This is a genomic window from Sphingomonas sp. GW821-FHT09E03 (assembly GCF_059416225.1).
In genome coordinates, this window is sequence record NZ_JBWKOS010000004.1 from 318289 (window position 1) to 340747 (window position 22459).

A 22459-nucleotide genomic window follows, 5' to 3' on the forward strand; every position below is an offset into this window, starting at 1 on the left:
TGAGACCCACAGTGCTTCGACAAGCTCAGCACGAACGGATCAATCCCCAGTCGATGTGCTCTACGTGGCTTGCCCGGCGGTGCCGTTGCTGATCGGGTGAAGACGTGGACCCCGAACGAGCTCAGCGCGATGGGGAAGATGGGGCGGCGTTAGCCCCTCTTCGCTGTCCTAATAATGCGTCGTCGAATAGGGCCGCGCGGTCTTGGCGGTGGCCCAGCTCTTGTTGGGAGTGGCCTGCATGGTGAAGCGCAGCTCGCCGCCGGCGACGATCTCCTCGTGGCGGATGAAGCTGCGGTCCAGCGGCTGCCCGTTGAGGGTGACGCGGCCGATGTAGCGGTTGGTGTCGCTGAGCCCGTCGGCGATCACGGTGAAGCGCTTGCCGTTGGGGAGGTTGAGCGCGGCGCGCGACGCGAACGGCCGGCCGATGACATATTGGTTGCTGCCGGGCGTGACCGGATAGAAGCCGAGGCTGGTGAACACGTACCAGGCCGACATCTGGCCGAGGTCGTCGTTGCCGGCGAGTCCGTCCGGCGTCGGCTTGTACTGGCTGTCGACGATCTGCTTAAGCCGCTCCTGGGTGCGCCAGGGCTGGCCGGCGAGCGCATAGAGATAGGCGACGTGGTGGCTCGGCTCGTTGCCGTGGATGTACTGGCCGATCAGCCCGGCGATGTCCTCGGCATGGCTGTAGTCGAGCTTGCTGTTGTCGTAATCGAACATCGCATCGAGCTTGGCGACGACCTTGCGGTCGCCACCAAGGATGCGGAACAGCCCGCCCTGATCCTGCGGCACGAACCAGCTGTACTGCCAGGCGTTGCCCTCGGTATAATCCGAACCATAGTTGATCGCGGTGGGATCGAACGGCGTGCGGAAGCTGCCGTCGCTCTTGCGCGCGCGCAGGAAGCCGGACTTGGCATCGAAGCTGTTGCGCCAATTGCCGGCACGCTTGTCGAATCGGTCGGCGATGTCGGTGCGGCCGAGCGCGCGCGCCATGCGCGCGATGGTCCAGTCGTCATAGGCATATTCGACCGTCTTGGACGCCGCCTCGGGCTCCTTGTCGATCGGCACATAGCCGCGCTTCATATATTCGCCGAGGCCGCCATAGGGCGCGTAATCGGCAGAGGCGACCATCGCATCAAGCGCGGCATTGGCGTCGAACCCGCGCAGGCCCTTCAGATAGGCGTCGGCGATTACCGGCACCGCATGGTAGCCGATCATCGTCCAGGTCTCGCGGCCGTGGAACTGCCAGATCGGCAGAATGCCATAGGGGCTGTAGCGCTGGCTCGCGAGCAGCGACTGGACGACGTCGCTGGTGGTGCGCTCGGGCTGGATCAGGGTCAGCAACGGATGCTCGGCGCGGAACGTGTCCCACAGCGAGAAGGTCGAGCGGAAGGTGTAGCCGGTCGCCTGATGGACCTGATCATCGGGGCCACGGAAGCGGCCGTCGACGTCGCCGAACACGCTTGGCGCGAGCAGGCTGTGGTAAAGCGCGGTGTAGATGTTGGTGCGGGTCGCGGCCGGCGCGTCGAGCTCGACGGCGCCCAGCGCCTGATCCCAGGCGGTGTGGGTCTGGGCGCGGATGGTGTCGAAGTCGCCGGGTTCGCCCTCGAGGTTGGCGAGCGCGCCGGCGGCATCGACGCCGGAGATGGCGACCCGGACCTCGAGCGGCTTGGCGAGCTTACCGAAATCGAGCCGCGCTTCGAGCGCGCGACCGAGCTTTTCGGCGACCTCGTCGCTGTCACGGCTCGGCCCCTGGAAACCCTTGTAGGGCACCTTGGTGTCGCTATCGACGAAGGCATGGCCGGTGAGCGGTGTCGAGAAGCGCATCGCGAAGAACAGTTTGCGGCCAGGCGCCCAGCCGCGGGTCTCGCGCATGCCCGTCACGGTGCCGTCGGGCAGCAGCCGCAGCGACGACCACAGGATCTTGCCGGGATAATCGTACAGCGACGAGCGCAGGTCGATCACCAGATGCGCTGCCTTGCCGCGCGGGAAGGCGTAGCGGTGGACGCCGACGCGGGTGCCGGCGGTGAGCTCAGCGCGGACACCGCTGTCGGCTAGGGTGACGGCATAATAGCCGGGCTTGGCGATCTCGGTGGCGTGGCTGAAGCGCGAGCGATAGCCCGAGTTCGGCGTGGTGGGATCACCCGGATCGAGCGACACCGTGTCGCCCGCCGCGGGCATCACCAGGATATCGCCGAGATCGGAATGGCCGGCGCCGGAGAAATGGGTGTGGCTGAAGCCCTGGATGGTGGGATCGTCATAGCGATAGCCGGCGGCATGGCCGTAGCATTTACGGATCTCGCAGCCGGTGTCGGTATCCGGGCTAAGCTGGACCATGCCAAACGGCGCGGTCGCACCGGGGAAGGTATGCCCCTCCCCGCCGGTGCCGATCATCGGATCGACCGCGTCATAGGGCGACACCGCAGTCTGTGCGGCGAGCGGGGTGGCGGCGAGTGCCGGGAGCAGCGAGGCGGCGGCGAGCAGGACGACGGATAAGCGCATCACCGCCTTAGAGCAGGCAAGGTCGGCGCTGAAAAGCCCGTCAGCGCTGCTTGTTGGCCTCCTTAGCAGCGAGGATCAGCCGCCGTCCGGTTTCGTCCGCCGATTCCGGCGTCATCGACACCGCGACGCCGTCCGGCCCGTCGAGCATGACCTCGCCAGCTTCGGCAACGGCGCTGCCCGGACCTGGTTCCGGGCTATGCGGCACGCCGGTGTCGTTATCGCCATCGTGCTCCGCGGGCATGTGCGACATTACCTGTGTTCCCCATAGAGATAACTCGGTTCGAATTCGGCTATCTGCGCCAAACGCTTGGGATCGAGAATGGTCACGGCGCCGCTGCGAAACAACAGCACATTCGTCTCGCGCAACGCCTTGAGCGTACGGTTGACGTGAACGCCGGTGAGCCCGCAGGCCTCGGCGAGATCGGGCTGGGTGAGCGGCAGATCGAACCGGCCGTCGCTGGCCAGCCCGACCATCTCGAGCCGACAGTTGAGCTCGCAGAAGAAGTGCGCCAGCCGGCCTTCGGCGCCGAGCCGGCCGAGGCGGAAGATCCATTCGCGGTGCATCGCCGCGTCGACCAGGGTCGCGAACCACAGATGGCGGGTGAGTTGCGGGTGAGTGGCGGTGAGATCGGCGAGCACGCGATGCTCGAACATCGCCACCGTCACTGGCCCGAGCGTGCCGACATCATGATCGAGGCGCTTGAGCGGAAAGGCGTGAAGATCGATGAAATCGCCGGGGACATGCACCGACACGAGCTGGCGATGGCCCTCGCGGTCATCCATGTTGCGCGCGACATAGCCGTCGACCAGCAGCATGCTGACGTCGAGCGCCTCGCCGGCGCGGACCAACTGGTGGCGCGCAGGGTAGCGGCGCACCGTGCCGACCGCCGCCTCGAGCGCGGCCTTTTCCTCGTCCGACATCCGGTCGCGGCCACGACCGAGCAGGAAGCGCCCGGTGATCGGCTCCCCGGTCGGCGCTGCTGCCGTTGCTAGCTCCCGATCCTGGTTCGTCATCGCCGTCAATCTCACTTCGCTGCCAAGCAGCGGCGAGCCAAGCCTATTCCGCGGCGCAAGGCAACGCCTCCGTCAGCTGGGGCCGGGCGTTGCCCAGCTCGGCGGCGAACCAGGCGACGGTCTGGCGCAGGCCGTCGGCGAGCGGCACGCGCGGTGCCCAGCCGAGCAGCGTGCCCGCGCGGGTGATGTCGGGACGGCGGCGGCGCGGGTCGTCGACCGGCAGCGGCATGGTCACGGTCGAGGCGGTGCTGCCGGTGAGCGCGACCACGTCGGCGAGCAGTTCGTTGACGGTGAGCTCGACCGGGTTGCCGAGGTTGACCGGGGCGAGACCGTCGAACTCGCTGTCCATCAGCGCGATCAGCCCGGCGACCATGTCGGACACGTAGCAGAAGCTGCGGGTCTGGCTGCCGTCGCCATAGATGGTGATCGGCTCGCCCGACAGCGCCTGGCAGATCAGGTTGGAGACGACGCGGCCGTCGTCGGGGTTCATGTTGGGGCCATAGGTGTTGAAGATCCGCGCGACGCGAACCTCGGCGCGGCCCATCCGCGCGAAGTCGAACGCCAGCGCCTCGGCGGCGCGCTTGCCCTCGTCATAGCAGGCGCGCGGGCCGGTGCAGTTCACCCAGCCGCGATAGCCCTCCTGCTGGGGATGGACCTCGGGATCGCCATAGACCTCGCTGGTCGAGGTGAGCAGGAAGCGGGCGCCCGCGGTCTCGGCGAGGCGCAGCAGGTGGCTGGTGCCGACGACGTTGGTGAGCATCGTATGCTCGGGGTCTGCCTGATATTGCGGCGGCGAGGCGGCGCAGGCGAGATTGTAGACGCGGGCGAAGCGGCTCGCGCGATCGGTGACGGCGGCGGGCAGCGGGTTGACGACATCGGCCTCGATGAACTCGAAGCGGGGATGATCCTCGAGGCTGCGCAGGTTGGAGGGCCGCGCCGTCTGCAAATTGTCGAGGCAGACGACATGCTCGCCGCGGTCAAGCAGCGCCTTGCACAGATGCGAGCCGATGAAGCCGGCGCCGCCGGCGACCAGGGTGATCGGCCTGTCGGTCATGGTATTCCCCTTGTTGTTCTGTTCTGCGGCGGCGGTGAGATAGGCCTCGAGTTCGGCGGCGCGATGCTGCGCGGTGTGGGCGGCAAGCACGCGGGCGCGCGCGGCGTGACCAAGCGCCTTGGCGTCCCGCTCGAGCGCGGCGACGACGTCGGCGGTGGTGTCGGCGAGGATGATCTCGCTGCCGGCCGCGAAGATCTGGTCGAGCCCCTCCCAGCGGTCGGAGATGATCGGCGTGCCGCAGGCCGCCGCCTCGAACAATCGCACCGACGGCGACCAGCCGGCGGCGATCATGTCGGCGCGGGTGACGTTGAGGGTGAAGCGCGACGCCGAGTAGAAAGCGGCATGGTCGGCGGGGGGCAGATGCTCGATCCGCTCGACGTTGGCGGGCCAGTCGATGGCGGCGGGATATTGCGGGCCGGCAACGGCGAAGCGCTTGTCCGGGCAGGCGCGGGCGACGTCGATCAGCAGGCGTGTGAGCGTCGGCTGGCGATCGTCGCTATAGGTGCCGAGATAGGACAGGTCCCAGCGCAGCGGCACGTCGAGCGGGCGATAGGCATCGGCGTCAACCGAACAATAAAGCGCGCGGGCGGCGGGGGAGCCAAACTCGCGCTCGAGCCGGTCGAGCGTCGGGCCGCCGGTGAAGGAGAGGTAGACGTCATAGCCCGGGATCACCGCGGGCGAGAGATACTCGAAATCGTCGCGGGCGAGCTTGGCGAGCGTCACCGGGGTGTCGATGTCGTAGAAGGCGGTGACGCCCCGCGCCTCGCGCTGGACGTAGCGGCCGACCGCGACGCCCTCGGGAACGTAGGAGCCGACGATCACGGCGTCGGCGCCGGCGATCTCGGGCTGCCAGCGTTCGAGGTCCGCCAGATCGGCATAATATTCGAGGCGACAGAAATCGGGGTTCGGCAGGTCGCGGTGGTCGCCGGCGTACCAGGGCACCTCGCGTTCGAGGAACAGGATGTCGTGGCCGCGCGCGGCATAGGCGCGGAGCAGCGCGCGGAAGGTGGTCGCATGGCCGTTGCCCCACGACGACCCCAGGCTGAGACCGATAACGACCAGCTTCATGCGGCCACACTCGCGCGGTGATGCCGGAACAGCGCGTCGACCTCGGCACCGCGCAGGTCATAGGTATGCTCGGCGAGCACCTTGGCGAGCGCGGCCCGACCGATCTCGCGGGCGCGCGCCTCGGTAAGCCCGGCAAGATGATCGGCGACATCCTGGCCGTCGCGCGCGACCAGCACTTCCTTGTCGGGGATCAGGAACTGCTCGATGCCCTCCCAGGCATCGGTGATCAGGCAGGCGGCGGCACCGGCGGCCTCGAACACGCGGGTCGCCGGCGAGAAGCCGATGTGCGCCATCGAATCGCGCGCGACGTTGAGCACCGCGCGGGGAGTGCAATTGAAGGCATTGTGCTCGGCGGTGTAGACGTGGCCGCGGTGGCGGACGTTGGCGGGCATCGCCTTGCTGTCCCAGCCGTTGCCGCCGATCAGGAAGCGCTGGTCGCCGAGCAAGGCGGCGGGCTTGAGGAAGAACTCCTCCACCCGCGCCTCGCGATCGGGCAGGCGGTTGCCGAGGAAGGCGAGATCGCAGGCGAAGCGCTCGTCGCGCGGCACCGGGTGATGCGTCTCGGGGTCGAGCGCATTGTAGACGGGGATGCACTGGGCCGCGCCGAAGCCGGTATAGGCGTCGATCACCGGCGGGCCGCCGCCATAGGTGAGCACCATGTCGAGGTCCGGCAGCGCGCGGAGCACCGGGTGGGAGGCGTCGGCGCGCATCTCGTCGAGCGTCGCCGCGGCGTCGACGTCCCAGAAGATCTTGAGCGCGCCGGGACGGGCATGGTCGACGATGCCGGCGAGCAGCTCGGCATCGAACACGCCGACGCCATTGGCCTTGACGACGATGTCGGCGCCCGCGGCTTCGGCGAGCACCCCCCGCAGGGCATCGTGGGTCGCGGGGTAGACTACCGACTTGGCATAGGGCGGCGGATCGATGTCGCGGTGCTGTTGGCGATCGAAGGCGTCGGGCTCGTAGAAGGTGATGTCATAGCCGCGGGCGTGGAGCGCCTTGAGGATGCCGCGATAGTAAGTGGCGGCGCCGTTCCAGTAGCTCGACACGAGGCTGGAGCCGTAGAATGCGATCTTCATGCGGCGTCTCTCTGTTGGGCGCGGTTCTGGAGGGTGGCGACGATGGCGAGCAGCTCGTCGACGCGGTGGCCGCAGGTGTGGCGCGCGAGGATGGTCTCGAGGCCGGATGCGACGAGCGAGGCCCTAAGTTCGCTATCTTCGCGCATAGCGCGCAACGCCGCGGTCATTTCGTTTCCGGAACGAACCATCAGGAAGTCACTGTTAAGGCGGAACAATCCCTCGGAGTCGTCCCAGGGCGCCGAGACCAGCGGAATGCCGCAGGCAAGCGCCTCGAACACCCGGATGGTCGGGATGCCGGGGAGGATCGTCGCATAATAGCGGCGCGGGACGTGGACGGTGGCAAGATGGCTGGCGAACAGCCCCGGCGCGGCGGCGTTGGCGGCCCAGCCGTGATAGGCGATGCCGTAGCGCTTGAGCGTCGCCTGCGCCGCGGCGGGATAGCGGACGCCATAGATGTCGAGCGGCAGGCCGGCGGCCTCGGCCGGGCGGAACAGATAGTCCTCGAGCTCCTCGGTGCGCTCGCCGTCACCCCAATTGCCGACCCAGACCAGCCCTGCGCGATCCTGCTCGACCAGCGGCGGATGGAAGCGGCGGATGTCGGCGGCCTCGTGCCAGGTCCACACCCGTCCACCCCAGCCCCAGCCGCGATAGACCTCGCTCAGCGTCTCGCCGAAGGCGAGCACGCCATCATAGCCCGACAGATCATAGGCCTTCATCGCCTCGGGCTCGCTGACCGCGCGGTGATGGGTGTCGTGGAACAGCAGGTTCCAGGGCGCCCCACGCTTGCGCAGCGCGCCGATGTCGGCGACCAGCTTGTGCTCGTTCCACTCGTGGACCACGACCAGATCGGCGCCGTCGACCATCTCGGTGACGTCCGCCTCGGCCGGATAGGATACCGAACCGAGCTCCGGGTAAGCGGCGCGATAGGCGTCGAGTCCCTCGGGGCCGTGATCGGCGACGAGGTTGGTCAGGCTCCAGCTGTTCTCGGGCGCATAGACGCGCACGTCATGGCCGCGCGCGATCAGCTCGCTCAGCACGCCGCGCAGGAAATGGGCGTTGCCGTGGTTCCAGCAGGAGGCGAGGCTGTGGGTGAAATAGACGATCTTCAAGGATGATGCCTCATGCGGCAGCTTGGCGCTGGGGTGGACGGGCAGCGATGACCTCGCGGTAGAGCGCGAGCATCTGGGTGGCGGTGGCATCGGGCGTATAGCGGGCGGCGCGGACGCGGGCGGCCTCGCCGAGCGCGCGGCGGCGATCGGTGTCGAGCACCAGCGCCTCGATCGCGGTGCACCAACCGTTGCCGTCGAGCGCGACGAAGGTGGCGGCGCCATCCCACAATTCGCGGAACACCGGATTGTCGGCGAGCACCAGCGCGCAGCCAGCCTGGGCGGCTTCGAGCACGGCGAGGCCGAACGGCTCGAAGCTCGCCGCGGAGACGAAGATCGGCCGCCGGGCAAGGTGCGCGGCGATCGCGTCGGCGCCGAGCTGGCCGAGTTCACGCAAATGGCTAAGCGCGATCGTCTCGCCATGCGGCCCGCGGGTGGCGCCGGCAGCGAGGAACGGGATCGGCAGCCGCGCGGCGGCGCCGTCGAGCAGCGCGGCGTTCTTCACGCCGTCCCACAACCGGCCGACCGTGAGCGCGACATCCGCCATCGGTGCGGCGGCATCGAAGCTGCGCAAGGGGCTGCGGCCGTTGTGGATCGCCAGCACCGGCCGCGCGAGCTGGTAGTGATCGGCGACGATGGCGGCATAGGCAGCGCTCGGTGCGACGACGCGGTCGACCGCAGCCAGGCCATCGGCGGTCAGCGCGCGATGCCACCGATAGTCGGCGGCGAGCGGCGTGCTCCGCGCATGCGCCCACCAGGTCGCGACGCAGCCATGGGTGACGGCGATCGACGGGATCGGCAGCGTCGCGGCGGCAGCGAGCGTCGGCATGTTGAACTGGACGAGATCGACCGCATGATCGGCGGCGAGCGCGGCGATCGCAAGCCCGGCGGCGCGGACCGGCGCGGCCGAATCGCACATCCAGTCGAGCGGCAGGCCGGTATCGATCAGGGTGATAGGAGCGAGCGGCCCCCTGCCCGCCTGCTCCGGCGGACGCAGGCGCACGGCGGCTGGTGACGAGCCATGACCGACCAGGGTCGCCCGCTGGTCAGCCGTTGGCGCCGGACCCAGCACCGCGACGACGCTCTCCACCCCCTGCGAGGCCAGCGCGTGGGCGAGCTCGGTGGTATATTGCCAGACGCCGCCGACCGCATCGGTGGTGAGCAGAAGCTTCATCCCGCGGCGTCGCTCAGCTCCGCCACGGCGGCGCCGATCGGATGATTGAAGCCGCGTTCGGCGGCAAGCCAGCGGGCCAGATTGGCGACGCCCTCGCGCCACGACACCTTCGTGCCGAGGCCGAGCTCGGCCTCCGCCAACCGGGTGTCGGCGACGAAATAACGCTGGTCGCCGGCGCGCCAGTCCGAGAAGCTGACATCGACATCGCGGCCGATGAGCTGGCCGATGTGGGCGAGGAGGACGCGCAGCGACACCGCGTTCGACGCACCGCCGCCAAGATTGAACGCCCTGCCCTTGACCGTATCGATCCGCTGCCAGGCGCCGAGATAGGCATCGACCGCATCGGACACGTCGAGGATGTCGCGCACCTGATAGCCGTCGCCGTACAGCGTGATCGGCTTGCCTTCGAGGGCACGGATCAGGAAGTGGGCGACCCAGCCCTGATCCTCGGTGCCCATCTGGCGCTGGCCGTAGATGCAGCTCATCCGCAGCACCGCGGCGGGCACGCCGAAGCTGCGCGCGTAATCGAGCACATATTGGTCGGCGGCACCCTTCGACACGCCGTAGGGCGTGTGGAAATCGAGCGGGCGGGCCTCGCCGATGCCATGGGCATGGATCTCGGGGTCGACGGGCACATAGGTGTCGCCCTCGCGCGCGAAATCGAGGTCGGCGAGGTCGCCGTACACCTTGTTGGTCGAGGCGAAGACAAGCGGGGTATCGCCCTTCTTCCGCAGCGCCTCAAGCAGGTTGAAGGTGCCGAGGATGTTGATCTCGAAGTCGTCGCGCGGATTGTCCATGCTGGTCGTCACCGCGACCTGCGCGGCCATGTGGAACACAGCCCTAGCCTCGCCCACCGCGCGCGCGAGTTCGTCATTCTGGCGGATATCGGCCTTGATCGCCGTGATCCTGGCGCCGTGACGATCCTTCAGCCACTGCAGGTTGCGCTCGACGCCGGGACGGGTGAGCGCGTCATAGATCAGGACGTCGTGCCCCTGGCCGGCGAGGCGGTCGGCGATGTTGGAGCCGATGAAGCCGGCGCCGCCGGTGACGAGGATGGGGGCGTCAGCCGCCATTATGCGACCAGTCCGCGCTTCTCGAGCTCGGCGCGCGCCTTGCTGACATTGTCTTCGGCGGTCTGCTCGCCGACCCATTCGGCGAGTTCGGCGAGACCCTCGATGAAGTCCTGGCGCGCGGTGAAGCCGATCTTCTCGGCGGCGAGGCTGGTGTCGCAGAAGCAGTGGCGGATGTCGCCGATCCGCGCCTTACCGACGATCTCGGGACGGATGTCGTTCTTGCCCATCGCCTTGGCGAGCGCCTCGGCGACCTGGGTGACCGAGCGATCATGCCCTGAGCCGATGTTGAAGGTCTGGTCGACCGCCTCGGGCAGCACCAGCGCATCGGCGAAGGCGCGCGCGACGTCCGAGACATGGACGAAGTCGCGGCGCTGCTCGCCATCCTCGAAGATCATCGGCTGCTGCCCGTTGAGCAGCCGCGAGGCGAAGATCGCGAGCACGCCGGTGTAGGGATTGGAAAGCGCCTGGCCGGGGCCGTAGACGTTGAACAGGCGCAGGCACACGCCCTCGATGCCATAGGGCTTGGCCATGATATGGGTGGTGCGCTCCTGGACATATTTGTTGAGCGCATAGATCGAGGCAAGGCTCGGCCGCTTCCACTCGGGGGTGGCGACCGGGGTCAGCGTGCGCCCCTGCGCGTCGACCGGATCCCAATTGGCCATGCCGTCACGCACCGCGCCGCGCTCGGCATTCTCGACCAGCGCGCCATCGGCGTCGCGGTACAGGCCCTCGCCGTAGATCGACATCGACGAGGCGGTGACGACGCGGCGGACCGGGTTGTCGATCAGTTTCTCGAACAATACCGCGGTGCCGACGTCGTTGGTGGAGGTGTAGCGCTCGACCTCGTACATCGACTGGCCGACGCCGACCTCGGCGGCGAGATGGATGACGCTGTCGACGCCCTTCAGCGCGCGGGCGACCGCGTCGCCGTCGCGGATGTCGGCCTTGATCAGTTCGACGTCGTCGCTGAGCAGCGGCGGCCGCTCGACGTCACCATGGACCTGGGGAATGAGGCTGTCGAGCACGCGGACCTTGTTGCCGCGGCGCATCAGTTCTTCGCCGACGAAGCGACCGATGAAGCCGGCGCCGCCGGTGATCAGAACGGTTTCGGTCATGCTGCGTCAGTTCCCCTATTGATCGAGATCAACGACAAAGCGGCCCGGGAACGCCGACAAGGCCAGCACATCATTGTTCCCCCCGCAATCGCTTGATCGCCGTATTGCCAACCAATGCATCTTCTTCTTCTTTGTTCCCGGGCATGAGGAACTTAGATGCTGAATGATTGGTTCAGCCGCCGTAACGATCGTCGTGGCGGCGATCCTGGGGCCATGTGCGGGGAATTTGGTGACGGCGACGCTCTACTTCATTCGCCACGCGGCGCATGGCCATCTCGGCCAGACGCTGTCCGGTCGGATGCCGGGGGTCAGCCTCAGCGACGACGGCCGGGCGCAGGCCGCGGCGCTGGCGCGGCACCTTGCCGGGCGCTGGTTCGCCGCGATCCATGCAAGCCCGGTGCAACGCGCGCGCGAGACCGCCGCGGCGCTCGCAACCGGTCGCGACCTTGCCGTCAGCGTCGCGCCCGCGCTCGACGAGATCGATTTCGGTGCCTGGACCGGTCGCCGCTTCGCCGAGCTGGACGGCGATCCGCACTGGACACGCTGGAACTGCGAGCGCGGCTCGGCTCGGGTGCCGGGCGGCGAGACCATGGCCGAGGCGCAGGCACGCGCGCTCGGCTTCGCCGCCGCGGTTGCGGCGCGCCATGACGGTGGGGCGGTGGCGCTGGTCAGCCATTGCGACGTGATCCGCGCCGTGCTGGCGGGGTATCTTGGCCTGCCGCTCGACCAGGCGTTGCGCTTCGACATCGATCCCGCCTCGGTCAGCCGCGTCAGCGTCGGCGACTGGGGCCATCAGATCCACTCCATCAACGAGGTAATGGCATGAGCGCACGCGAGGATGTAGATCCCGCCCCCGGCAGCCTGCGAGCCCGCGTCGAAGCGCTGGCGCCGTGGTTTCATAACATCGATCTCGGCGACGGGCTGACCACTGCGCCCGAGCATTTCCTCGGCGATTATCCGAGCTTCAAGTTCAAGCGTTTCGCCGACGCGATCCCCGCCGATCTCACCGGCAAGAGCGTGCTCGACATCGGCTGCAACGCCGGCTTCTATTCGGTGGAGATGAAGCGGCGCGGCGCGGCGCGGGTGGTCGGGATCGACAGCGACGAGCGCTACCTGGCGCAGGCGCGGCTCGCCACCGAAGCGCTGGGGTTCGACGGCATCGAGTTCCGCAACCTCTCGGTCTACGACGTCGCCGCGCTTGGTGAGACGTTCGACCTCGTGATCTTCATGGGCGTGCTCTACCACCTGCGCCACCCGCTACTGGCGCTGGACCTGATCCGCGAGCATGTCGCGGGCGACCTGCTGCTGTTCCAGACCATGCAGCAGGGATCGAAGGAGGTGTATCCGGTGCCGGACGATCACCCCTTCCACAAGCCGGGCACGCATCAGCCGCCAGCGTTCTTCGACGAGCCGGGCTATCCCAAGATGCATTTCATCGAGCGCGAATTCGCGCACGACTGGACCAACTGGTGGGCGCCGAACGCGGCGGCGAGCCAGGCGATGCTGCGCGCGGCAGGCTTCACGATCGAGGCGCAGCCCGAGAGCGAGGTTTATCTGTGCCGGGTCGCGCCGGTGCCTTATGGCGACTATGGGCCGCATGCCGTCTACCCGGCAGCGGGCTCGAACAAGGGGGAATGAAGCGTTGATCGAAGCCGCGATGATCTGGAACGAGCCCAACAACAAGTCGCATTGGGATCCCGAGGTCGACCCCGACTGGACGCTGTTCGCGGACACGGTGATCCGCGCCGGCACCGCGATCCAGGCGGCCAATCCCGCGGTCAAGCGCGTGCTCGGCGGCATGTCGCCGATCGACCCGGCGTGGGTGGAGCGGATGCGCAGCCTCGGCGTGCTCGACGCGGTCGACGTGGTTGCGGTGCACGGCTTCCCGCTCGACTGGAACCTGTGGCCGATCCACGCCTGGCCTGACAAGATCGCCGAGATCGAGGCGGTGGTGCCCGACAAGGAGATCTGGGCGACCGAGGTCGGCGTCGGCTCGTTCGGTGCCGAGGAAGTGCAGCAGTTCGGCGTCGCCAAGACCGCCGAATTGCTGCTCGGCCGGGTGCCGCGGGTGTTCTGGTATTCGCTCTACGACCTGCCCCACGCCTGGGGCGCGACCACCCGCCACCGCGAGGCGGAGGGATCGAGCTATTACCGACATTTCTACATGGGGCTGATCCGCGAGGACGGCACGCCCAAGCCCAGCCTCGACGATTACGCCAAGGTCGCCGACCGAATGGGGCTGATGCAATGGTTCCATTACCAGGACCCGCGGCTCGACGATGCGGTGGCGTGGATGAAGCGGCTCGGCACCCGCAAGCTGCGCACCGGGCTCAGCTGGGCGGACAGCTTCCGCCCCGACGCGATCGACTGGTTCGACCGGCAGATGGCGGCGCTCGCCGATTTCGACGTCACCGTTACCTTCTGCTTCACGCCCGAGCATCTCGGCATCCAGCCGCATCATACCAGCGCCGCGCGCGACCCGCAGCAGTTCGCCGATTTCTGCCAGTGGATGATCGAGCGCTATGCGCCCGCGGGGGTGAGCGTCGAGGCGGCCGAGCCGGTGGCGGCATCGGCCTGATCCGCCGGATGACCCGGCTGTTCCTGCGTTGAAGGGTGTACGATTGACCGACCATATGACCGCCGCGGTGCTCGCGGCCCCGCGGACCATCGCCATTGAGGTAGCGCCACTGCCCCGGCCCGGGGCGGGCGAGGTGCGGATCCGGCTGGAGGGCTGCGGGGTGTGCGCGTCCAACGTCGAGCCGTACGAGGGCCAGCCGTGGTCGACCTTCCCGGGCCAGCCGGGCGGCATGGGGCATGAAGGCTGGGGCGTGATCGACGCGGTCGGCGACGGTGTCGATCCGGCCGCGATCGGCACGAGGGTCGCGGCGCTGTCGGGCAACAGCTTTGCCGGCTATGACATCGCCAGCGCCGATATGGTCGCCCCCCTCCCCGCCGCGCTCGACGGCCAGCCGTTTCCCGGCGAGCCGCTGGGGTGCGCGTTCAACATCTTCCGGCGCGCCGACATCCGCGCCGGCCAGACGGTGGCGATCATCGGTATCGGCTTCCTCGGCGCGGTGCTGACCAAGCTCGCGAGCGATGCCGGCGCGCGGGTGATCGCGATCTCGCGGCGGCAGGAGAGCCTCGACCTTGCCACCCACTATGGCGCCGCGGAAACGGTGCCGATGCACGATCATTGGGCGATCATCGATGCCGTCAAGCAGCTGACCGGCGAGGCGATGTGCGAGCGGGTGATCGAGGCGGTGGGCAAGCAATGGCCGCTCGACCTCGCCACCGCGCTGGTCGGCTTCGGGGGCAAGCTGGTGGTCGCGGGCTATCACCAGGACGGGCCGCGGCAGGTCAACATGCAGGAGTGGAACTGGAAGGGCATCGACGTGGTCAACGCGCATGAGCGCGACCCCAAGGTGCAGATGCAGGGGCTGACCGAAGCGATCGACGCGGTCGCGAGCGGCCGGCTCGATCCCGCGCCGCTCTATTCGCACCATTATCCGCTTGACCGGCTGGCCGAGGCGCTCGACGCGACGCGCGACAAGCCGCAGGGCTTCGTCAAGGCGCTGATCGACCTCGCATGAGCACCGCAGCTGGACATGACCGCGTGATCAGGCCGCGGGTCGGCTTTCTCGGCACCGGCTGGATCGGCCGCCACCGGATGGCGGCGATGATCGGAACCGGCGGCATCGAGGCGGTGGCGATCTGCGACCCCTCCGCCGATTGCCTCGCCGAGGCAACGGCGCTGGCGCCCGGCGCCGCCGTGGTCGACTCGCTCGAGGCGATGCTCGCGGGCGGCGTGGATGCGGTGGTGATCGCCACGCCGAGCGCGCTCCATGCCGACCAGTCGATCCAGGCACTGCAAGCCGGCGCCGCGGTGTTCTGCCAGAAGCCGCTCGGCCGATCGGGCGCCGAGACCCAGGCGGTGATCGACGCCGCGCGGGACGCCGACCGCCTGCTCGGGGTGGACCTTTCCTACCGGCACACCGAGGGGATGCAGCGCATCGCGCCGCTGGTGCAGGACGGCACGCTCGGCGCGCTGTTCGCGATCGATCTGACCTTTCACAACGCCTATGGGCCCGGCAAGCCGTGGTTCTTCGATCCCGCGCAATCGGGCGGCGGCTGCGTGATCGACCTTGGCGTCCACCTCGTCGACCTCGCGCTGTGGACGCTGGGCTTCCCCGCGGTCGACGATGTCCAGGCGACGCTGCTCGCCGGCGGCAAGCCGCTGAAGCCAAGCCAGGTGGAGGATTATGCCACCGCGCGCTTCACCGCCGGCGGCGTCGACATCCGCCTCGCCTGTTCGTGGAACCTCCACGCCGGGCGCGAGGCGGTGATCGAGGCGGCGTTCTACGGCTCGGCAGGCGGCGCGGCGCTGCGCAACGTGGCCGGGTCCTTCTACGATTTCACCGCCGAGCATTTCACCGGTACCGGCTCCACCCTGCTTGCAGGTCCACCCGATGCCTGGGGGGCGCGCTCGGCGGCAGCCTGGGCGGAGCAGCTTGCGCGCGACGCGCGCTTCGATCCCGCCGCCGAGCAGTTCGTGCAAAGTGCCGCGGTGCTCGACCGCATCTATGGACGTTAACGCAACCGGCGCTACGACGGGGCCGATGCTGGAACCCGGACGCAATTGCTGGCGGATCGAACCCGCCGAGCGCCTCGCCGTGATCGTCGACGCCGATCGTTATTTTGCCGTGGCACGCGAGGCGCTGCTGCGCGCCAAGCGGCGGATCATGCTGATCGGCTGGGATTTCGACGCGCGGATCGACCTGTGCGGCAGCGAGGGCTGCAACGAGGGACCGCGACGGATCGGCGAGTTCCTCTACTGGCTGGTCGAGCGTAACCCCGAGCTCGACCTCTACCTGCTGCGCTGGGACGTGGGCGCGGTGAAATCGATGTTCCGCGGCTCGACGCCGTTCACGCTGCTGAAGTGGCTGCGCCACCCCCGCATCCACCTCAAGCTCGACGGCCATCATCCGCTCGGCTCGTCGCATCACCAGAAGATCGTCTCGATCGACGACTGCCTCGCCTTCTGCGGCGGCATCGACATGACCAGCGAGCGCTGGGACACGCGCGCGCACCGCGACGACGATCCCGGGCGCAAGCGGCCGAACGGCAAGCCCTACAAGCCGTGGCACGACGCCACTACCGCGCTCACCGGCCGGGCCGCGGTGGCGCTCGGCGAGCTGTGCCGCCAGCGCTGGCAGATCGCCGCGGGCGAGACGCTGGCCCCCGTTACCGACGCCGGCGATTGCTGGCCGCAGGGGCTGGCGCCGACCTTCACCGATCTCGAGGTAGCGATCGCGCGCAGCCAGCCGCCGATGGACGACACCGACGCGATCACCGAGATCGAGGCGCTGTTCGTCGACCAGATCGCCTCGGCGCAGCGGCATCTCTATTGCGAGAGCCAGTATTTCGCCTCGCGCCGGATCGCCGAGGCGATCGCCGCGCGGCTCGGCGAGCCGGATGGCCCCGAAATCGTCATCGTCAACCCGCAATCAGCGCAAGGCTGGCTGGAGCCGCTGGCAATGGACACCGCGCGGGCGCGGCTGATGGAGACGCTGCGCCGGCGCGACACCTATGGCCGATTGCGCCTCTACCATCCGTTCACCCGCGGCGGCGCGCCGATCTACGTCCATGCCAAGATCACCGTGGTCGACGACCGGCAGCTGCGGATCGGATCGGCCAACATCAACAATCGCTCGATGCGGCTCGATACCGAATGCGACGTGCTGGTCGATGCCGCACGACACCCCGGCGCGGGGCTGGAACAGGCGATCACCGGGGTGCGCGACGATCTGATCGCCGAGCATCTCGACGTGCCGCCGGCGCGAGTGACCGCGCTGATCGAACGCACCGGGTCGCTGATCGAGACGATCGAGCAATTGCGCGGCCCCGGGCGGACGCTGGTGCCCTATGAGGTGCCAGATCTGCCGGCGGTGGAGAAATGGCTTGCCGATCATGAGGTGCTCGACCCCGAGGGCCCCGACGAGATGTTCGAAGCGGTGTCGGCGCGCGGGCTGTTTCGCGGCCGACTGCGCCGGCGGGGTTGATCGCGACGGGCGGGGACGGAACGCTCCCGCCCCTCCAGCGCTGTAGCAGCTCGCCCTATTTACCTGATCCCGAAGGACATTCCATCATGGCCGACCAACCCAGCGCGACGCTCTACCGCATGGTCCTGCCCGAGCACGTCTGCCCGTTTGGCGTCCGCGCCAAGCAGATGCTCGAGGGACAAGGCTATGCGGTCGACGACCGGATCCTCGGCTCGCGCGACGAGGTCGACGCGTTCAAGGCCGAGCACGGCCTGGCGACGACGCCGCTGATCGTGATCGACGGCGAGGCGATCGGCGGTAGCGACGATCTGGAGCGCTATCTGGTCGCCAGCGCGGATTGAACCGGCGCCGTCATGGCGGCGGCCGATTGAACGGGCGGCATCTTGCCGCCATGGGGAACATCCTGGCGCCTCCCGGCGCTATGCCTGCCACTGCGGCGACACCGCCGCCGATGAACCACGGAGAACACGCATGGCTGCTGACCGGCTCGATATCGACACTGCAAGCATCCTCGACAACGTCAACGAACGACAGGTAGAATTCGCCGGCGAGGTCGACGCCGAGGAGTATCAGTTCGCGGTGCAATATGACGTGCTTGAAGCGCTGAGCGGCGATGCGCCCGAGGATGACGACGCGGTCGACATGTTCAACCGCTTCTCCGACGCGATCGCCGAGGCAGGCCTCGCCGCCCTCGCCCGCAACACCGACCAGAGCCTGGTGGTGATCAGCGAGAGCGACCTCGAATAAGCGGACACGCTGACGACGGAGACGGACGATGATGGCGAAGACGGTGAAGACGGTGAGTGGATCCGGCGCGATGCTGGTTGCGGCACTGACGCTGGCGGGGTGCGGGAAACCGGCCCCGGACGCGACCGTCGCACCGGCCGCCAGCCCCGCCGCCGGCCATTATGTCGAGACGGTAACGGCGCTGCCGGAGGGGCAGCGCCGCGGCGTGCTGTTCCGCGCGATCGCCGACGCCGGCCACGACTGCCAGTCGATCGTCGACAGCCGCCGCGAAGACGCGGTGAAGGGCCAGGCCGCCTGGTCAGCACGATGCGCGGACGGGGCCGTCTGGCTGGTGGCGCTGGGCAACGACGGCATCGCTCAGGTTAGCCAGGCGCGCGCCACCCGATAGGCGACCGGCCGTCTGACTTGCCGGGATGCTCGAGGGCGGGTGGCTTTCGCCACGTCTCTCCTCCGGAAGTCAGTCCGGCGAAAAGCTGGGGTCTCTCGTGGCCCCTCCCGTTTCGTCAGGCTCACTTGTTTCGCCGTCCAGGCCGCGCCGTTTCGCTCTTGGCGGGCGGCGGGTGCTGGATCCTGAAACACGTTCAGAATGACGAAGTGGGTGGCGATGCGACGCTCGCCCCCGAGGATTGGACAGGCAGACCGGCCGTCCCTGCCCCGTCATGCTGAACTCGTTTCAGCATCCATGGCCCCACCGCTTCGCTCTTGGCGGCGGCAGGTGATGGACCCTGAAACACGTTCAGCATGACGAAGCCGATCAGCAATCCCCTCGGCTTACTTTGCCAGCCACGCCTGCACCGCCGGCCGCAGCCGGTCCGCGGTCGCCTTGCGCACCGCAATCTGCGACAGCGCGCGCTTGGCGCCGCCGCGCGACGAGGCAGGCAGGTATTTGTCGGCGAAGGCGGTGATCTTGCCGGGCATGGCGGGATCGTTCGATCCCGCGCCGAGGCCGACGATATAGCCCGGCCGCGAGCTTTCCTCGATGAAGCCCTCCGCCAGCGTGCGGTTGGCGACCGCCCAATCGAAAGCGAGATCGGGGTGCGAACCGGCGATCGCGCGCAGCAGCGCAGCCTTTTGCGGCGCGGTGATGCTGTCGGTCTTGAGCAGCGCCAGCGCACGGCCGGCGGTCGCGTCGTCACGCGCCGCGCCGAGCAGCGACACGAAGCGGTTCTTGGCGACCGGGCTGGTCTCCGCCTGCGTGAGCTTGAGCAACTGATCCCATTCCGCCGGCGTGGCATTGGCGGCGAAGGTGGACAGGATCGGCGCGCGGATGGTGGGCGGGATGGCGGTGGGATCGGCCGCGAGCCGGGCGACGTAACCGCGGGCGAGCGCCATCACTGCGGGATCGCCATTGCTGCCGAGCCGGCCGAGCAGCGTCTCGCGCAAATTGGTGACAAGCGGCGATTCGCCGGCCGCCGCCTGCATGCCGATGCGGTGCAGCACCGGCCCAAGCAGCGCCGCATCGCGCTGGCGCAGCGGCGCCTCGAGCGCCGTGCCGTGATACAGGCCGCCGAGCGCGCCGAGATCACCGGCGACGGTGGACCATTCGAGCGGATCGGCACTGGCGCCGATCTGCGCGACCAGCGCGAAGTAGCGCGACAGATCCTGATAGCCGCCGGCGGCGAGCGCATAATCGTCGCCGAGCGTGCCGAGCCGATCTGCCAGCGTCAGCCGCGCATAGTCGCGCACCAGCGCCTGATGGCCGGCCTCGTCATACATGACGCGGGTGTAGCTGCCCTTGCCGCGGTTGAGCACGATCGTGCCGCAGCCCTGGACGGTGACGCTGGTGGTAGGGCCGGTGACGACCGCGCGGGTCTCGCCGCCGCCGAGGGTGGCGACCACCATCGGCACATGCCAGGTCTGCGGGGTCTTGGATGCCGCATCGAGCCCGAACCGGCCCTGCGCCAGCGTCGCCACGGTGCTGCCATTGGCACAGCGCGTGCCGGTCAGCGTCACCAGCGGCACGCCGCCCTGCAGGGTGAAATCGTGCGCGATCGTCTCGACCGGCGTACCGGCGGCCGCCGACAGCTCGGCCCACAGCTGGTCGGTGACGGTGTTGCCGTATTTATACTTGGCCATGTAGTGGCGGATGCCGGTGCGGAAGGTGTCCGGGCCGAGCGTCGACTCCATCATGCCGATCACCGCCTGGCCCTTGGCATAGGTGATGCCGTCGAACGCCTCGCCGATCTGGTCCACCGTCTCGATCTTGCGGATGATTGGGTGGGTGGCGCTGGTCGCGTCAATCCCCATCGCCTGCTCGCGCTCGCTCGCCACCGCGGCGGCGTCCGCCTTCCAGGTCGGGTTGAGGTCGTTGGACGAGCGGCCCTCCATCCACGAGGCGAAACCCTCGTTGAGCCACAGATCGTCCCACCAGTTCATCGTGACCAGATCGCCGAACCACTGGTGCGCCATCTCATGCGCGACGACGGTGAAGATCCGCTGGCGGCCGCTCTCCGTGGTGCGCTTGGGATCGAACAGCAGCTCGTTCTCGAAATAGAAGATCGCGCCCCAATTCTCCATCGCGCCGAAAAACTGGCTGGAGCCCGGACCGGCGATCATGTCCATCTTGGGCAACGGATAAGGCGTACCGAAATAGTCGTTATAGTAGCTCAGCAGGCGCTTGGCCTGGGCGAGCGCGTAATCGCCCTGGTCGGACACGCCGCGGCGGGTGATCACGCCGATCTCGACCTTGCCGGCCTGCACCGTCTTGCGCTCGAGATCGCCCATGCCGAGGTAGAGCAGGTAGCTCGACATCACCGGGGTCTCGGCGAAGCTGTAGAGCTGGCTGCCGTCCGCCTGGCGGGTGATCGAGGTCGACGGCATGTTGGAGAAGGCGAGCTGGCCGGCGGGCGCCACCGTCTTGAGGCGGAACTTCGCCTTGAACGCCGGCTCGTCCCATATCGGCGCGAAGCGGCGCGCATCGGGTGCCTCGAACTGGGTGGCGAGCATCCGCGCCTTGGAGCCGTCGCCATTGGTATAGTCGATCGCGAACAGGCCGGCCGCGGATTCGTTGATCTTGCCGGTCCAGGCGAAGGCGACCTGGTGGCGGCCGACGCTCGCGGCGGCGGGCAGCGTCAGGGTGAGCAGCTGGTGCTCCTTGTCGAGCGCGGTCTTGACCGGCGTGCCGTCGAGCGTCGCCTTGGTGATCACGAGATCGGCGGCGTTAAGCGTGATGGTGCGCGTCGCCTGCTTGACGTCGATCGTCACCGTCTCGGTGCCCGAGAAGGTCATCGCCTTGGCATCGGGGGTGACGGCGATGTCGTAGAGCACCGGCGCCACCGTCGTTGGCAGGCTGCCGGCGGCGAGCGCGGGCGCGGATACGGTGAGGGCAAGAACGGCGGCAACGGCAAGCTTCATGGGGGCGGCGCTCCAAGTGAGATTGGGTCAGCCCTTACGCCATTGATCGCCGGCCGCAACCGCGGCTTGCTGGACAGGCGGGCGGGTTGCGCTAGGAAATGCCGCCATGAGGATGCCACCGATATTCAACCGCCTGCGGCTGCCCGTGATCGGCTCGCCGCTGTTCATCATTTCCGGCCCCGAGCTGGTGATCGCGCAATGCAAGGCGGGAATCGTCGGCTCGTTTCCCGCGCTCAACGCGCGGCCGCAGGCGCTGCTCGACGAGTGGCTGCACCGCATCACCGAGGAGCTGGCCGCGCACAACCGCGATCACCCCGATGCGCCGGCGGCGCCGTTCGCGGTCAACCAGATCGTCCACAAGTCCAACGACCGGCTCGAGGCGGATCTCGCCACCTGCGCCAAATGGCAGGTGCCGATCGTGATCACCTCGCTCGGCGCGCGCGAGGATCTCAACACCGCGGTCCATGGCTGGGGCGGGATCACGCTCCACGACGTGATCGACGACCGCTTCGCACGCAAGGCGATCGAGAAAGGCGCAGACGGGCTGATCGCGGTGGCCGCGGGCGCCGGCGGCCATGCCGGGCGGCTGTCGCCGTTCGCGATCGTTCAGGAGATCCGGCAGTGGTTCGCCGGCCCGCTGGCGCTGTCGGGCGCGATCGCTACCGGCGATGCGGTGCTCGCGGCGCAGGCGATGGGCGCGGACTTCGCCTATATCGGCTCGCCGTTCATCGCCACCGCCGAGGCCAATGCCACCGCTGAGTACAAGGACGGGATCGTCGCCGGCAAGGCCGCCGACATCGTCTATTCAAACCTGTTCACCGGGGTGCACGGCAATTACCTGCGCGCCTCGATCGTCGCGGCGGGTCTCGATCCCGACGCGCTGCCCGAGGGCGATCTCAAGACCATGAACTTCGGCGCGGGCGGCAACGACGGCAGCAAGGCCAAGGCGTGGCGCGACATTTGGGGTTCGGGCCAGGGCATCGGCGCGGTCGATCGGGTGGAGAGCGTCGCCGAGCGGGTCGAGCGGCTGGCGGCGCAATATATCGCGGCGCGGGCGCGGTTGGGGGTCTAGCGCCGGCTGCGGCTTGAATCGGCCGAGGAGGGACAGGCCTGCGCC

The 22459-nt window shown here is 68.5% G+C and carries 20 protein-coding genes; 10 read left to right on the forward strand and 10 right to left on the reverse strand.

The window, feature by feature from the left end:
- Positions 1–168: 168 nt before the first annotated feature.
- Genes AC07M8_RS11865 through AC07M8_RS11905 form a run of 9 tightly spaced genes read right to left on the reverse strand, consistent with a single transcriptional unit; the run spans position 169 to position 11182 of the window.
- Positions 169–2499, reverse strand: coding sequence for a GH92 family glycosyl hydrolase (locus AC07M8_RS11865; protein WP_495174528.1), 2331 nt, complete (start codon positions 2497–2499; stop codon positions 169–171).
- A 40-nt stretch (positions 2500–2539) separates the two neighbouring features.
- On the reverse strand, positions 2540–2749 hold the full coding sequence (locus AC07M8_RS11870) for a hypothetical protein (RefSeq protein WP_495174529.1): 210 nt from the start codon (positions 2747–2749) through the stop codon (positions 2540–2542).
- Positions 2749–3513: a Crp/Fnr family transcriptional regulator gene (locus AC07M8_RS11875; RefSeq protein ID WP_495174530.1), complete on the reverse strand. Its 765-nt coding sequence runs from the start codon at positions 3511–3513 to the stop codon at positions 2749–2751. The genes AC07M8_RS11870 and AC07M8_RS11875 overlap by 1 nt, the downstream gene beginning before the upstream one ends.
- A 43-nt stretch (positions 3514–3556) precedes the next feature.
- On the reverse strand, positions 3557–5635 hold the full coding sequence (locus AC07M8_RS11880) for a bifunctional glycosyltransferase/UDP-glucuronate decarboxylase (protein WP_495174531.1): 2079 nt from the start codon (positions 5633–5635) through the stop codon (positions 3557–3559).
- The gene (locus AC07M8_RS11885) at positions 5632–6714 is read right to left on the reverse strand and encodes a CgeB family protein (protein WP_495174532.1); all 1083 of its coding nucleotides are present in this window, start codon (positions 6712–6714) and stop codon (positions 5632–5634) included. The genes AC07M8_RS11880 and AC07M8_RS11885 overlap by 4 nt, the downstream gene beginning before the upstream one ends.
- A complete protein-coding gene (locus AC07M8_RS11890) occupies positions 6711–7823 on the reverse strand; it encodes a CgeB family protein (protein ID WP_495174533.1) in 1113 nt (370 codons plus the stop codon). The genes AC07M8_RS11885 and AC07M8_RS11890 overlap by 4 nt, the downstream gene beginning before the upstream one ends.
- 10 nt (positions 7824–7833) lie before the next feature.
- Complete coding sequence (locus AC07M8_RS11895; protein WP_495174534.1) at positions 7834–8994, reverse strand: glycosyltransferase family 4 protein; 1161 nt, start codon at positions 8992–8994, stop codon at positions 7834–7836.
- Positions 8991–10067, reverse strand: a complete 1077-nt coding sequence (locus AC07M8_RS11900) for an SDR family NAD(P)-dependent oxidoreductase (RefSeq protein ID WP_495174535.1) — start codon at positions 10065–10067, stop codon at positions 8991–8993. The genes AC07M8_RS11895 and AC07M8_RS11900 overlap by 4 nt, the downstream gene beginning before the upstream one ends.
- On the reverse strand, positions 10067–11182 hold the full coding sequence (locus AC07M8_RS11905) for an NAD-dependent epimerase/dehydratase family protein (protein ID WP_495174536.1): 1116 nt from the start codon (positions 11180–11182) through the stop codon (positions 10067–10069). Before AC07M8_RS11905 ends, AC07M8_RS11900 begins: the two co-directional genes overlap by 1 nt.
- Positions 11183–11345: 163 nt before the next feature.
- Here AC07M8_RS11905 and AC07M8_RS11910 point away from each other — a divergent pair, with 163 nt between their 5' ends.
- From AC07M8_RS11910 to AC07M8_RS11950, 9 genes are all read left to right on the forward strand, one after another.
- Entirely contained in the window at positions 11346–12008 is a 663-nt protein-coding gene (locus AC07M8_RS11910; protein WP_495174537.1) for a histidine phosphatase family protein, read from the forward strand.
- Positions 12005–12820 (forward strand): TIGR04290 family methyltransferase, encoded by an 816-nt coding sequence (locus AC07M8_RS11915; RefSeq protein ID WP_495174538.1) that lies wholly within the window; start codon positions 12005–12007, stop codon positions 12818–12820. The genes AC07M8_RS11910 and AC07M8_RS11915 overlap by 4 nt, the downstream gene beginning before the upstream one ends.
- 4 nt (positions 12821–12824) lie before the next feature.
- Positions 12825–13760 carry a beta-xylosidase gene (locus AC07M8_RS11920; protein ID WP_495174539.1) on the forward strand — a complete coding sequence of 312 codons (936 nt, stop codon included), beginning with the start codon at positions 12825–12827 and terminating at the stop codon, positions 13758–13760.
- Between the two features lie 43 nt (positions 13761–13803).
- Positions 13804–14772 (forward strand): MDR/zinc-dependent alcohol dehydrogenase-like family protein, encoded by a 969-nt coding sequence (locus AC07M8_RS11925; RefSeq protein WP_495174540.1) that lies wholly within the window; start codon positions 13804–13806, stop codon positions 14770–14772.
- A 23-nt stretch (positions 14773–14795) separates the two neighbouring features.
- Entirely contained in the window at positions 14796–15773 is a 978-nt protein-coding gene (locus AC07M8_RS11930) for a Gfo/Idh/MocA family protein (protein WP_495174541.1), read from the forward strand.
- Positions 15774–15798: 25 nt separating this feature from the next.
- Complete coding sequence (locus AC07M8_RS11935; RefSeq protein WP_495174542.1) at positions 15799–17241, forward strand: phospholipase D-like domain-containing protein; 1443 nt, start codon at positions 15799–15801, stop codon at positions 17239–17241.
- An 86-nt stretch (positions 17242–17327) separates the two neighbouring features.
- Positions 17328–17582 carry a glutathione S-transferase N-terminal domain-containing protein gene (locus tag AC07M8_RS11940; RefSeq protein ID WP_495174543.1) on the forward strand — a complete coding sequence of 85 codons (255 nt, stop codon included), beginning with the start codon at positions 17328–17330 and terminating at the stop codon, positions 17580–17582.
- Positions 17583–17712: 130 nt separating this feature from the next.
- A complete protein-coding gene (locus AC07M8_RS11945; protein WP_495174544.1) occupies positions 17713–17988 on the forward strand; it encodes a hypothetical protein in 276 nt (91 codons plus the stop codon).
- A gap of 28 nt (positions 17989–18016) precedes the next feature.
- The gene (locus AC07M8_RS11950) at positions 18017–18376 is read left to right on the forward strand and encodes a hypothetical protein (protein WP_495174545.1); all 360 of its coding nucleotides are present in this window, start codon (positions 18017–18019) and stop codon (positions 18374–18376) included.
- Positions 18377–18759: 383 nt separating this feature from the next.
- Here AC07M8_RS11950 and AC07M8_RS11955 read toward each other — a convergent pair whose 3' ends face one another.
- Positions 18760–21342: a M1 family metallopeptidase gene (locus tag AC07M8_RS11955; RefSeq protein ID WP_495174546.1), complete on the reverse strand. Its 2583-nt coding sequence runs from the start codon at positions 21340–21342 to the stop codon at positions 18760–18762.
- A gap of 106 nt (positions 21343–21448) precedes the next feature.
- On the opposite strand from AC07M8_RS11955, the gene AC07M8_RS11960 reads away from it, so the two are divergent.
- Positions 21449–22414, forward strand: coding sequence for an NAD(P)H-dependent flavin oxidoreductase (locus AC07M8_RS11960; protein ID WP_495174547.1), 966 nt, complete (start codon positions 21449–21451; stop codon positions 22412–22414).
- Positions 22415–22459 lie beyond the last annotated feature (45 nt).

What these genes read in the sequence shown, in the direction of transcription:
- AC07M8_RS11865 (WP_495174528.1), bottom strand. Translation starts at nt 2,499, where the DNA reads ATGCGCTTATCCGTCGTCCTGCTCGCCGCCGCCTCGCTGCTCCCGGCA.
- AC07M8_RS11870 (WP_495174529.1), bottom strand. Translation starts at nt 2,749, where the DNA reads ATGTCGCACATGCCCGCGGAGCACGATGGCGATAACGACACCGGCGTG.
- AC07M8_RS11875 (WP_495174530.1), bottom strand. Translation starts at nt 3,513, where the DNA reads ATGACGAACCAGGATCGGGAGCTAGCAACGGCAGCAGCGCCGACCGGG.
- AC07M8_RS11880 (WP_495174531.1), bottom strand. Translation starts at nt 5,635, where the DNA reads ATGAAGCTGGTCGTTATCGGTCTCAGCCTGGGGTCGTCGTGGGGCAAC.
- AC07M8_RS11885 (WP_495174532.1), bottom strand. Translation starts at nt 6,714, where the DNA reads ATGAAGATCGCATTCTACGGCTCCAGCCTCGTGTCGAGCTACTGGAAC.
- AC07M8_RS11895 (WP_495174534.1), bottom strand. Translation starts at nt 8,994, where the DNA reads ATGAAGCTTCTGCTCACCACCGATGCGGTCGGCGGCGTCTGGCAATAT.
- AC07M8_RS11900 (WP_495174535.1), bottom strand. Translation starts at nt 10,067, where the DNA reads ATGGCGGCTGACGCCCCCATCCTCGTCACCGGCGGCGCCGGCTTCATC.
- AC07M8_RS11905 (WP_495174536.1), bottom strand. Translation starts at nt 11,182, where the DNA reads ATGACCGAAACCGTTCTGATCACCGGCGGCGCCGGCTTCATCGGTCGC.
- AC07M8_RS11910 (WP_495174537.1), top strand. Translation starts at nt 11,346, where the DNA reads ATGATTGGTTCAGCCGCCGTAACGATCGTCGTGGCGGCGATCCTGGGG.
- AC07M8_RS11915 (WP_495174538.1), top strand. Translation starts at nt 12,005, where the DNA reads ATGAGCGCACGCGAGGATGTAGATCCCGCCCCCGGCAGCCTGCGAGCC.
- AC07M8_RS11935 (WP_495174542.1), top strand. Translation starts at nt 15,799, where the DNA reads ATGCTGGAACCCGGACGCAATTGCTGGCGGATCGAACCCGCCGAGCGC.
- AC07M8_RS11940 (WP_495174543.1), top strand. Translation starts at nt 17,328, where the DNA reads ATGGCCGACCAACCCAGCGCGACGCTCTACCGCATGGTCCTGCCCGAG.
- AC07M8_RS11945 (WP_495174544.1), top strand. Translation starts at nt 17,713, where the DNA reads ATGGCTGCTGACCGGCTCGATATCGACACTGCAAGCATCCTCGACAAC.
- AC07M8_RS11950 (WP_495174545.1), top strand. Translation starts at nt 18,017, where the DNA reads ATGATGGCGAAGACGGTGAAGACGGTGAGTGGATCCGGCGCGATGCTG.
- AC07M8_RS11955 (WP_495174546.1), bottom strand. Translation starts at nt 21,342, where the DNA reads ATGAAGCTTGCCGTTGCCGCCGTTCTTGCCCTCACCGTATCCGCGCCC.
- AC07M8_RS11960 (WP_495174547.1), top strand. Translation starts at nt 21,449, where the DNA reads ATGAGGATGCCACCGATATTCAACCGCCTGCGGCTGCCCGTGATCGGC.